Source organism: Streptomyces sp. GL_140 (genome assembly GCF_057834465.1).
In genome coordinates this window covers 283,006-294,570 of record NZ_JBYQMJ010000003.1, presented here as the reverse complement: position 1 = coordinate 294,570, position 11,565 = coordinate 283,006, and the positions used below count along the sequence as shown (strand labels likewise).

Annotated in this window: 11 protein-coding genes and 1 pseudogene; 3 read left to right on the top strand and 9 right to left on the bottom strand. The window is 67.1% G+C overall.

All coding sequences use genetic code 11. The annotated features are described in order from the left end of the window. Window positions 1–991: 991 nt before the first annotated feature. Entirely contained in the window at window positions 992–1,495 is a 504-nt protein-coding gene (locus AC3IYJ_RS42590) for a hypothetical protein (RefSeq protein WP_489403587.1), read from the bottom strand. Here AC3IYJ_RS42590 and AC3IYJ_RS42585 point away from each other — a divergent pair, their 5' ends adjacent. Then, window positions 1,496–1,720: a hypothetical protein gene (locus AC3IYJ_RS42585; RefSeq protein ID WP_489403586.1), complete on the top strand. Its 225-nt coding sequence runs from the start codon at window positions 1,496–1,498 to the stop codon at window positions 1,718–1,720. A 224-nt stretch (window positions 1,721–1,944) separates the two neighbouring features. Here AC3IYJ_RS42585 and AC3IYJ_RS42580 read toward each other — a convergent pair whose 3' ends face one another. Next, the gene (locus AC3IYJ_RS42580) at window positions 1,945–3,486 is read right to left on the bottom strand and encodes a hypothetical protein (protein WP_489403585.1); all 1,542 of its coding nucleotides are present in this window, start codon (window positions 3,484–3,486) and stop codon (window positions 1,945–1,947) included. A 234-nt stretch (window positions 3,487–3,720) separates the two neighbouring features. Here AC3IYJ_RS42580 and AC3IYJ_RS42575 point away from each other — a divergent pair, with 234 nt between their 5' ends. After that, window positions 3,721–3,948 carry a hypothetical protein gene (locus tag AC3IYJ_RS42575; protein WP_489403584.1) on the top strand — a complete coding sequence of 76 codons (228 nt, stop codon included), beginning with the start codon at window positions 3,721–3,723 and terminating at the stop codon, window positions 3,946–3,948. A gap of 60 nt (window positions 3,949–4,008) precedes the next feature. Here the strand turns inward: AC3IYJ_RS42575 and AC3IYJ_RS42570 are convergent, their stop codons facing one another. After that, window positions 4,009–4,176 (bottom strand): hypothetical protein, encoded by a 168-nt coding sequence (locus AC3IYJ_RS42570; protein ID WP_489403583.1) that lies wholly within the window; start codon window positions 4,174–4,176, stop codon window positions 4,009–4,011. A 641-nt stretch (window positions 4,177–4,817) separates the two neighbouring features. Between AC3IYJ_RS42570 and AC3IYJ_RS42565 the strand changes: the two genes are divergently transcribed. Continuing rightward, entirely contained in the window at window positions 4,818–5,015 is a 198-nt protein-coding gene (locus AC3IYJ_RS42565; RefSeq protein WP_489403582.1) for a hypothetical protein, read from the top strand. On the opposite strand, the gene AC3IYJ_RS42560 is transcribed toward AC3IYJ_RS42565, so the two are convergent. From AC3IYJ_RS42560 to AC3IYJ_RS42535, 6 genes and pseudogenes are all read right to left on the bottom strand, one after another. Continuing rightward, on the bottom strand, window positions 5,012–5,164 hold the full coding sequence (locus AC3IYJ_RS42560; RefSeq protein ID WP_489403581.1) for a hypothetical protein: 153 nt from the start codon (window positions 5,162–5,164) through the stop codon (window positions 5,012–5,014). The genes AC3IYJ_RS42565 and AC3IYJ_RS42560 overlap by 4 nt on opposite strands. A gap of 453 nt (window positions 5,165–5,617) precedes the next feature. Beyond that, a protein-coding gene (locus AC3IYJ_RS42555; protein WP_489399112.1) for an IS3 family transposase occupies window positions 5,618–6,822 on the bottom strand; the annotation gives its coding sequence in 2 pieces (ribosomal slippage) (window positions 5,618–6,582 and window positions 6,582–6,822; 1,206 coding nt in all). Window positions 6,823–6,890: 68 nt separating this feature from the next. After that, a pseudogene (locus tag AC3IYJ_RS42550) lies at window positions 6,891–7,373 on the bottom strand (IS6 family transposase); the annotation flags it as partial. Between the two features lie 1,122 nt (window positions 7,374–8,495). After that, entirely contained in the window at window positions 8,496–8,726 is a 231-nt protein-coding gene (locus AC3IYJ_RS42545; RefSeq protein WP_489403580.1) for a hypothetical protein, read from the bottom strand. Between the two features lie 640 nt (window positions 8,727–9,366). Further along, a complete protein-coding gene (locus tag AC3IYJ_RS42540) occupies window positions 9,367–9,621 on the bottom strand; it encodes a hypothetical protein (protein ID WP_489403579.1) in 255 nt (84 codons plus the stop codon). A gap of 1,008 nt (window positions 9,622–10,629) precedes the next feature. Then, complete coding sequence (locus AC3IYJ_RS42535) at window positions 10,630–11,565, bottom strand: hypothetical protein (RefSeq protein ID WP_489403578.1); 936 nt, start codon at window positions 11,563–11,565, stop codon at window positions 10,630–10,632.

Here is an 11,565-nt window from a genome sequence, read left to right as displayed (position 1 = left end):
TACCTGAGCGCTGCGCGCTCAGGACCGAACGGCCTCGCTGCGCTCGGCCGGGGCGCCTTCGGCGCCTGCCCTTCCGCTTCGCTCCAGGGCAATGAACCGCCTCGCTTCGCTCGACGGGGGCTCGGCTTCGCCGAGCCAGAGCCGGCCTTCGGCCGGGAGTCCTTCGCTTCGCTGCGGACTGCTCGGGTTCCGTTTCACTCCACCTGAACGGCCCGCTCCGCGGGCCTGAGTGACCCCGTTTCACGGGGTCCGGGCCTTCTGCCTGTTGGGTGGGTCCGCTTCGCTCCCCCACCCGGGGCTCTTCCGGCTCCACCTCCAGGACCAGCCCGCTCCGCGGGCCGCCAGCAGCAGAGGACCCTGCACGTCACCGGCCCCATGGCTCGGGTCACTCGGTCCAAGTCCTCCAACGCGCCGGCTCCTCGCACACCCCCGACTCAAGGGCCTGCCGATACGCCTCCTGCCAACTCGTCCCTGACCCATGCAGCAGAACACACCCCTGAGGGACCGGCTGCAGCCCATACCAACAGGCGGATATCACAAAGACCAACAGGAACGCGGCAAGAGGATGCCTCCACGTAGGAGGACCCGTAAGGGGCAAGATCACCCCAAGACCCTAAACACAGCACCCAACAGACCACTCGGGGGGTGGGCCTGACCCGTCGCGTGAATCCACTCCAGGCCTGCCTTTGGGGCGCAGGCCCCTATGTTCAGGGGCGTATGAGTCCGGCGGGTTCGCGAAGGCATCGGTCGTACGCCACGCGTGCGGTTGGCACCCACACCACTTCTTGACCCAGCCGGCGAACGGGAGGCGCCGTGCACCCAGTCTTACAGAACCCGGACCGAGTGGCCACGCGATTCTGATTCAAAGTGGGCATCGGATTGAGACTGGAAGCAATGGCATGGTGCGCAGCGCCTGCCGACTGTGATCGGAGCCTGAAGTTCAAGCGATGTCGAGGAGGAACTCCGCCTCGTATGACAGTCGCTCAGGGTGTCACCGGTAGTGGGCAGTTCCAGCGTAGGACATGCCCAGCGCCATGGTGAGCTGTTTGACGTCGAGTTCGCCGACGAGGGTGAGCAGCCGTGTTGAGCGCAGGACGCGCGGGAGGAGGCCGACCGGGGCGAGGCTGTCTCGGATGTGGGCCGCGCCGGCCGGGCCGGTGGTGACTCTGGTAAGCCGGGTGACCAGTACGTACGGGTTATCCGTGTGCAGGGTGCTCCGGTGGCCAAGGCAGTCCTCCAGAGCCCGCCACGTAGCGCTGTCGAGGGCAAGGTCGACACTGCGCCCAGGGAAGCGGACCGCGCGTGGGGCAGTGCTGATGTGGCCGAGGGTCAGGCGGCGGAGCTCGGTCGTGGTGGCAGCGTGGAGGAGGGCCGCCAGGCCGATGAACGCCTCGTGAGGGAGGACGTCCTTGCCGGTAGTCCAGCGACGGTAGAGGGTGCGCTGCTCGTCGAGACCTGGGTCATCGGCGTCGAATCCAAGCAAAGCCTGGGGCACGTGACGACCATCGTGATCAATCACCTCGCACTTTTCATCGCTGAAGCAGACTCAGAGGAGCTTCACACCAGCCTCGTCACGCAAATCGATCCCACAGGTACAGCAACGAAACTCTGGCCAAATCCCAACCAGTTCAACTGGCCGCTCTCACCAGTACTCACACCCGACCAGGTCGACGACATCGGGAGCCTCATCCAACCCATCCCCGGCACAGCCACTCGCTGACGCCCAACCGCTGCCACGACCCTGCACATTCGCACCGGGGCCGGGGCGGCCATCACCAACCGCGCCCCTGCACACCACGGCATCCCGCAAGCCCCCACTCATCCTGACACACACCCGGGACCATGCACATCGAGCAGCCCCTCCGTGCTGCGAGACGCGGCAGCCGGCCCTCCCTGACCGCTGGGCGCGGTCGGGAAACCGACTGCCCGTCTCTGCCAAGGGGTCTACCAGCTGATGCGGGCGGCGCCATTGCCGCCAGGACTGCCCTGTCCTGCGTCTGCGTCACCGCCGCTACCGCCGAATCCCGCGCTGTCACTGAGCGCCTGATAAGGGGCACGTGGGTTTCCGTCCGCAGACGGCTTGAAAAGGGCCTGGGCGGGATAAAGGCTCAGGCCCTGGGCGCCACCGCCACCGCCGCCGCCGCCGATGTCACCGTAGCCGGCGCTGCCGCTGTTGCCACTGCTGCCGTTGCCGTTGCTGCCGTAGCCACTGCCTCCGGCGCCGCCTTTGCCGCCGTCGCCGCCTTTGCTGCTGCCGTTGCCGCCGGCGCCGCCGTAGCCCCCGCCATCACCGCCTCCATGGCTTGTGTCTCCGCCTTTGCCGCTGTCGCCGCCGCCGCCGCCGTAGCCGCCGCCGCCGCCCCAGCCGCCGTCACTGCCGTAGCTGCCGCCTCCATTGCCTCCATCTCCGGCGTAGCCGGACACGCCCCCGTAGCCGCCACCACCCCCGCCCCCGCCCCCGCCCCCGGCGAGGAGGACGGGCGCACCGTCGGTGGGATAATACGTGGATTGACCCGGGCTACCGATGTGAACCTTCTGACCTGGTGCCGGGGTAATGACGTGCCTGATGTAAGCCCCGGCACCGCCGTCGCCGCCGTCGCCACCCTTGCGGCCATCCCCACCATCGCCACTTCCTCCTCCAGGTCCCCAGAGTTCCAGAGTGACTGCTGTGACGCCGTCGGGGATGGGGAGGGTTCGGTCGCCAGGGGTAGTGAAGATCTTTGCGGTTGTGGTGCTGGGGGTGACGGGACACCAGTCGGTGTCTTTGACGAGGTAGCCGCTGTCCTGGTACACGCCTTCTGGCTTCGCGGCGGTGACGAGGTTCGAGGTGGCGGCCCAGGTGATGCCGTTGGTGTAGTCGGCGATGCCGGTCCAGGTGGAGCTGATCGCGGGGTTGTAGCTGCCCCAGCCGCCGTTGTCGTTGTCGGGGTCCCAGTGGTCTGGCTGGTAGGTGTCGCTGTCGAAGGACTCGCACTGGGTGCCCCGGAAGAACCAGATCTTGTTGTCCGCAGGTGAGTAGAGTGCGGCGTCGACCCCGTCGAAGGGGAAGACTTTTGCTTTGTTGTCGAAGGGGTAGCCGAACACTTGCGCTATTGGCTGGGTGAAACCCTGGGTCTTCAGCCGGCTTCCCGAGGGGTTGTTGATGGAGAAGGTGATGCAGTTCCCGCCCTGGAAGAGGTAGACGGTGCTCGTATCGCCCAGGCAGAGGGCGGCGTCGACGGGCTTGCCGGCGTCGAGGAGCTTGCCGGTGCCGCCGTCGGTGAACAGGTCGTAGCCCCCGTCCAGGGCACGCAGTGAGTGCGTGTCGGCGGGCTGGTCGCCCCACCAGGGCTTCCCGGACGCCGGGTCCCATTCGTAGCGGTCGCACGTGATGTCTTGACTGTGGCCCGTTCCGTACAGGCAGTACAGACTCGGCAGCCAGCGTTGACCGTCGGCGAACGGGGTAGGGACATTGGGGGCAGAAAAGGCCGCTAAATAGGATTTCATGATCCACGCTCCTGTTGTGATTGGCCCTATGTGGCCAGTACGTCCGTGACGCCCCGGGGAGAGAGGCCACGAAGCGGGGGATTGGCGCCCTCCGCCTGTCCGGGTTGTAGTCCCGCCCAGACGCCGTCCCCTCTGCACACGAGGAAACTGCACGCTTCCCCGGCCCCCTGCCTCGGCCCCCGGGCCGGTCACCCCCGGCATGCCGGAGCTACCGGGCACCGGCAGGACGGAGAAATGAGCCCCGCCCTGCGCGTGGTCGTCCATCCCCCGGACGCCGAGGGCGGGCGCCGGGTCCGCTGCGACGGCCAGTTCCTCGGCCGCGCCCTCGGTCCCGCCGACCTGCTGGAGTTCCTGCGGCGGGCCGGTCTGGACCCGGACGCCGTCCGGCTGGACGATCCGCTGCTCATCGAGTGGCGCGGCGGCGGGCCGGCCGTCTGGAGCCCGGATCTGGGCGAGGAGTGAACGCAGTGCGGGCCGCCGCCCGGTCGGGGTGGCGGCCCGAGGACCGGGCTGGGGTACGGGTCAAACAGCGGGGGATCCGGCGTACTCGTGATGCTGGTAGCCGTGTCCGTCGCCGTGCCAGTCCAGGAACAGCACCGAATCTGCGAGAGCGCCGGGCCCGGCCCGGTGGGTGACCGTCGGGGTGCGGTAGCGGCCATGGCGCTTGCCGCCCGGTGTGCTGTCCTCCACAAGGGTTCCAACGCGGTGAAGTCCGCTTCGCTCACCGCGGCGCCGTCGCGGGACTGTTTGATCTGCAACCGCAGCTTGGCCCCGTCGAAGATCCCCTTGTCGTCGATCGGGTAGAACGACGGGCCGTCCCACTGGACCTCGGCGTACGCGTAGACCGTGCCGCCGGAGCGGGCCGCGCACGTGGTCACCTTCACGTCCCAGTTGTCGGGCCACGGCCCGTCATAGCTGTCGTCGTCAATGGTCCTGGTGCTGCTGGAGCACTTGTAGGCCGGTGCGGCCGTCATGTACTTGATTCGGGTCATGGCCAGTCAAGGCCAGCAGCGCGGGCGGCGACAGGGCCGCGCCCCGAACCCCCCACCCACGGGTTACCCGCCCCCCCCCGTCCTGGGACGACGCCTCACAGGCCGCCCTCGCGGCACTCACCTACCTGGTCCAGCACTGGTGAACTCACCGGTCACCGGGCTGTACTAACCGGTTTCCTCACCACCCCAGGTCAGCGCAGTGGACGGCACAAATGCCGGACCGTCAGGAGGTGGCCCGCCCCCGGCAGTCGACCCTGGTCGACTGCCGCCGTGACGATTGGCGGCGGGCGCGAGCGGGGCGCTGTTCGGGGGTGCCGGGTGGGACGGGAGACTGTGCGGGTGAGTGAGCAGCGCCGCCCCCTGGGCACCGGACCCCGCCAGACCCCCGCCCCGGACGGGCCGAGCCGCCGCGGCCGCCTCGCGGCCGAACCCGCCGACCCCGGCCCGACGGTGCCCCCGCGCGGGGAACGGGCGCCCCAGAGCGTCCTGGAGCCGCAGCGGCGGGTACTCGGCACCGGGGGCACCGCCAGCACCTAAACAGGGCCGGTACCGGCCGGGGCGCCCTGGACGACCACGACCCGGGTGGGGCGCAGGCTCCCGAGGAGCGCGGCTGCGGTAAGGCCGTTCTGGATCGGATCGCCCAGCGCCGACGCCACGTACGTGGCGGCCGCGACGGTGAGCGCCATGGCGAGATAACCGAGCGCCAGAAGCGAACCGGAGCCACGGAGACGGCTGCTGCGGCTGCGGAGCGATCGGGAACGTGGTCATGACGATGGTGTCCTTCCGGAACGTGCTGCGGTCGATCCGCAGGACCGCACCATGCGAAACCACGCACCAAGCCGCGCAACCCCCGAACACCAGACACCAGACACCAGCCCCCCGACCGTCCGTCCGCGAGGCCCCGAAACCGCTCCAGAGTCCGAGTCCGTCCGGAGCCACGCGCAGCGCCAGGCCCCGCCCAGGCCCGCAACCCCGCAGACCCAGACACCACCCCACCCACACACAGAAGAAAGTCTGGTCACTCACCAGCCAAAAAACGGGCCCTGACCAGGCACAACGCGAGTGCGCCACCGATGCGGCTTCCCCCGATATCTCCCCTGATACTTCCTGAGGTGACCCCCGGAATGTGGACACTGGGGTCATGCTGCGAGTGAGAGTTTAACTGTCTTGTGGTGCTGCTGTTCGAACTCCATTGGGGAGAGGTAGTCCAGCGCGCTGTGGCGTCGGCGGGCGTTGTAGTAGGTGAGCCACTGGAAGATCTCCAGCCTCGCCTGACGGAACGTCGAGAACAGCTTCCGGTGCATCGTTTCTCGTTTCAGGCCCTGCCAGAAGCTCTCGGCCAGGGCATTGTCGTAACTGGAGCCGACCCGGCCCATGCTCCTGCGGATGCCGTACCGATCGCAGACCTGGGCGAACGCGGCCGAGGTGTATTGCGATCCGCGGTCCGCGTGGAAGATCACTCCGGTGACGTCGCCGCCGCGGGTCGCGACCGCGGCCTGGAGTGCGTCGATGACGAGCTCGGCCCGCATGTGCGGGGCCATCGACCATCCGAGTACCCGGCGGGATCGGATGTCGATGACGCAAGCGAGGTAGAGCCATGCGGTTCCGACCTGCACGTATGTGATGTCGCCGCACCACTTCTCGTCCAGCGTGCCGGCGGTGAAGTCCCGCTGGAGCAGGTCTGGCACCGGCGGCGCCAGGCGGTCCGGGATCGTGGTGCGCTTCTTTTTCCGCAGGTGGCGGCCGACGATGCCGTGCTTGCGCATCAGCCTGGCCACGCGCTTGCGGTTGACCGTGTACCCAAAGCCCCGCAGTTGGGCATGGACTCGGAGCGCGCCGTAGTTTCCGCGGTGTTCGGCATGGATTTCGCGGATCTCGGCGACCAGGGCGTCCTCGGTTCCCTGCCGCTCGGCCCGCGCCTGGGCGCCGGCGATCCACCGGTAGTAGCCCGAGCGGGAAACTTCCAGTACCCGGCATATCCGCTTGATGCCGTACATCTCGGCGTGGGCGGAGACGAAGTCCCAAGCGGCGGTCCTCACTTCATCTCCCGCGCGAAATAGGCGGCTGCCCGTCGCAGGATCTCCCGCTCGAGCTGCCATTCCTTCTCCGCCTTGGCCAGCCTGGCGTTTTCCGCCCGCAGCCGGGCCAGCTCGGCCTCGGTGTCCTGCGACGCGCCGGAGGCGACCGGACGGTCTTCGGCGTCACGCACCCAGGTCCGCAGCGTCTCGGGGTTGACGTTCAGATCGGCCGCGACGTCCCGAAACGTCCGCCTGCCGGCCGAGGCCCGCCACAACGCGACCGCGTCGGACCGGAACTCCGCACTGTACTTCGAGGGCCTTGCCACGTGGATTTACACCTTCCAGGATCAACAAGATCCATTGTCAGGTGTGTCCACACCACGGGGATCACCTCACCTTTGTGGGAGCGGTGTTCCACCGAGGGCATCACCTCACGATGGGCAGCCCCGTACGACTTGAGCTTGTCGGTGACCACCACTCGCGGCACCCGCCCGGTGGAAGTGAGGAGCCGACGGAAGAAACGCCTGGCCGCAGCCTTGTCACGACGGTTCTGGACCAGGATGTCGAGGACGTTGCCATCCTGGTCGACGGCCCGCCACAGGTACTTCTGCACCCCGCTGATCTTGATGAACACCTCGTCCAAGTGCCACTTGTCGCCCGGCCGCGGACGCCGCCGGCGCAGGCTGTGGGCGTAGGCCTGACCGAACTTCCGACACCAGCGGCGGACCGTCTCATAGGAGACGATGATGCCGCGCTCGAGCATCAGCTCCTCGACCTCGCGGAAGCTCAGGGGGAAGCGGAAGTACAGCCACACGCAGTGCGCGATGATCTCCGCCGGGTACCGGTGATTCGCGTACGACGGCACCACGGACGACACAACGATCCCTCTCACCAGGCGGACGACCCGAAGATCATCTCACCCCCACGCCGACAACGTGACAGTGTCCGCTCCGCTCACCCTTGTTATTGCTGGGTTGTGCAGGTGTGGGGCCTGGTCGCTCCGCTCCCCGGCCCCTACCCGACCAGCGGGATTATCAACTCGGCGCCTGATCAACGGCCTTCCCTCAGAAGGATCCGTGCCCAATCACACGTGTACGCACTCGTGCCCAAACGCCGCAGCCTGCGTGATGTACGGGTCTGCAACATACGTTACGGAGCTGCAGTGATACATACCCGCCAACGCCGTAGCGCTATTGTATTCAAGCAAAATGTCATTGGGGCCGATACTCTCCTCATGATGACAGGAGACAGCGAACAGGGTACCGTCAACAAGATTGCCCGACACGCACTCCGCTCCGGGGTCGTCTGCGTAGGCTGCTGGTGCACTGATTGCTAGTCCACCCAGGGCCAGCACAGCGGTGCCGATGGATGCTGCAAGCTTCCGACTGATCTTCATGAAGTGTCCTCGATTCGAGTGAAGATACCTGAATGGCATGTCCCGCCCCCTCACTTTGACGCGAACATCACAGCCCGGGAAGGCTTACTTACCGGGCGCTTGAAGCACTCCCCAAGCGCGCGCCTCACCCTGCACGCCGCCCTACGGCCTCGGACAGTCAAGATCATCCGTCAGGCTGATCCTCAGGCTGTGTCCGTAACCGGTGCAGATAAACAGGCGGCAGCTTTGCTGGTAGAACGATTGGCCCGTCGCGCTGGACACAGAAAACCAGCGGCATGAAGCCACCGCCTTAAGCCCCCAAAACCCGGCCCCACAGACCCCTTCACCGGCCCTCTCCGCATATCCCACCAGGCCTGATAGGCAGACCCCAACCAGCAACCACCGCGCCCCACATGGGCACACGGCCGAACCGCACCCCAGGTTGGAAACCTGGACCACACACCAAAACACAGCGATCTGACGGCCCATCAGCAACCAGTGAGAAATTCAGAACGCCGCAACTAGAAACCCAAAGCGGCCCTATAAAGGCTTTGAAATTCAAGCCCTTGGAAGGCACGGATAACCACCCACGCTGACTGGATTATTTTCCATCTATCCCGCCTGTCAGCGTCTACGTAGGGCGAACGCCACGGCAATCACAGCAACCAGCGTCGAGGCCACGCCACCCACTGCTGCGATCGGACTGGTCAACGAGGGGTGGAGCAGGCAGAGATAGAACGTGGCACCCAGGAGCATGACGACGACGAGCACCAAGACCAAGAGCAGAACTGGGTCGATGCCTGCGGACTGCGGGGCCGGCGGCTGCTGGGGCTGAGGCTGGTTGACGGTAGACACGATGGGTTCCCTCCCTGGGAATGTCTGCGGACGGTCCGCGGACGAAGCTCTGCAGGCCAACTCCGCAGTTCGGTGACGGACAGCAGCGGCCCGGGCCAGTGCCCCTCGGGGCCTTGGTCTCACGATGGCGGTCCAACACCCCCAGTCCGATATCGCGGGTTCGAGACGCGGGATATCGGATCCAGCGCATGCATGTGGTACCGGCGCGTGTTGCGAGGCCCGCGGTCTCTGCTTGGTGACGGGCTGCTTTGGTTATGGGGGGATCGGTCTGGATGTCATCAAGCGAGCAGCAGCCGAAGGCGGCGGTGTACTAACCGGTCCATGGGCTGTACTAACCGGTTTCCTCCCCACCGCAAATCAGCGCGGTAGACAGTGCAGATGTTGGCCTGTGAGCGCCCCCGGGGGCGCTGCGGCCGGGTGTCGGGTGGGGCGGGAGACTGTGCGGGTGAGTGAGCAGCGCCGCCCGTTGGACACCGGACCCCGCCAGACCCCCACCCCGGACAGGCCGGCCCGCCGCGGCCGCCTAGCGGCTAAACTCGCCGACCCCGGCCCGGGCAGTGCCCCCGAGCGAAGAACGGGCGCCCCAGGGCGCCCTGGGGCCGCAGCAGCGGGTACTCGGCATTGGGGGCACCGCTACCACCTAGACGGGACCGACACCGGCAACGTCGTCGCCCTGGACGACCACGACGACGCGGGTGGGACGCAGGCTCGCTAGCAGCGGCACCGCCACGGTGACGCCGTTCTGGATGGAGTCGGCCAGGGCGGGCAGCATGTACGTGACGTACACAGTCGCGGCCGCGACCGCCAGGCAACCGAGTACCTGGAGCAGCAGGACGAACCGGCGCCGGGCCAGAGGCTGCGGCTGCGGCTGGGAGTTGAAGACGGGAATAGCCATGGGTGGTTGTCCTTCCGGGCAGCCCGAGGTCGTTCCTCGGGAGAGTTCGGGGAGCGTGAAGTGCCCCACTCCTTGTGTCGCGGGGTGGCGGCGGAGCAGCACAGTGCAGGGGAGGGCGGTTAGTCCCGCAAGGGCATGTCAGAACGGGACTGGCGCTGCCTCAACTGGCGTGGGCGCGGGCGCCCACGCGGGGTGGCTGGGAGCCGGGGCATGCAAAAAGGGGCGCCACTTGGCGCCCCTCTCACCTTGTATATACCCGTCTTTTTCAACTGTTCGGACATCTGACTGTCCGTGACGTCAGTCACAAGCGGATGCCGTTGCCCAGTGCCGGCACCGCGTACGTGGCGGGCCGCGACGGTGACCGCCAAGGCGAGGTAGCCGAGCGCCAGGAGCCGCGGGGCGAACCGGAGCCACACCAGCGGCTGCTGCGGCTGGGGGCGATCGGGAGCGTGGTCATGACGATGGTGTCCTTCGGGAACGTGCTGCGGTCGATCCGCAGGACCGCACCATGCGAAACCACGCACCAAGCCGCGCAACCCCCCGAACACCAGACACCAGCCAGACCCCAACCCCCCGTCCGAGAAACCCCGAACCCGCTCCAGCACCTCCACCAACAACCGGCCCCGCCCCAGAGCCCGACTCCGTTCAAAAGCCACGTGCAGCGCCAGGCCCCGCCCAGGCCCGCAACCCCGCAGACCCAGACACCACCCCACCCACACACAGAAGAAAGTCTGGTCACTCACCAGCCGAAGAACAGGCCCTGAACAGGCACAACGCGAGTGCGCCGCCGATGCGGCTTCCCCCGATATTTCCCCTGATACTCCCTCCCATATTTCCCCCCATACCTCCCCCGATACTTCCCCCCACGCGTACCTCGGCCGCCCCGGTCCCCCGCCGACCTGTTGCAGCCAGGCCTTGATGCACCGCGTCCACGCCCCACGACCGAACGGGCGTAGTGTTCGCCGACTGCCGCCATGAGGAGATGCGGCACTGATGCTTGCGGCTGCTTCATTCTGGCGCGTGCTGCTGGCCGATCCGAGGAGATTTGAGTCCTACAGCTGCACCAGTGTCAGGCGACGCCAGGCCAGCCACGAAAGTCGGGACGAGTACGCGGATTCGGCTTTCGGGGATGTCCCCTGCCATTGCTTGGACGGCGAGTTCGGTGCCAGGTGTGGCAGCCGCACCGAAGAGTTGGCGAAGGAGGTGCAGTCCTTCGGTAGCTACGGCGCCTACTCGTGGGTCTTGGCAGAGAGTGTCGAAGGATGCCTTTACCTGACGGGCCGGGACATTAGCCATGATCCGGTAGACGTCGCCGGCGTCCTTGGCGGATAGCCGGTTCGCCTTCCCCTTCTCGGCGTCGATGATCCGTTCGTGCAGCTTGTATGCCTTGGCCACGAGAAGCGCCGCAGGTCCGGCTACGTACGCCTCCACGCTGCGGCCGTCGTGCAGCGTGAGACTGGAGATCGTCATCAACGAGCGGTCCACAGCTGCCACCTCGAGGCCGGCGACCTTCTTGGCGGCCCAGCCGTCGTGTGGCGGCATCGCGGTGCGGCGCCTCTTTTTCGAGCCGGGAGCCAGGTTCTCGGGTACAAGGAGGTCGACCTCTACGCCGACTTCGCCCTCGCCGACCTGTTCGGTGCGCTCCCACAAGCCGACCTGCAGATTGCCGCCCTCGTCGAGCTTGAGGGTGAAGCCGGCTGCGCGCATTGCTTCCTCGAGCAGCGGCTGTTCGCCCAGGACTTCCGGGTCGATGCTGATGTCGCCGTCGGAAGTGTAGGAGGCGCTGCTGATTTCCGCGTCCATGGTGCAGAGGTATACGGCCTGGGCACCGACGACGGTGAGCGCCTCTCGGTGGTCTTCCAGGGCGATGAGCGCGTCTAGGAGCACCTTGCGGGCGGCTTGGTTCAGTTCGTCTTCGTCGGTGCCTGCTGCGGCTTGCGACAT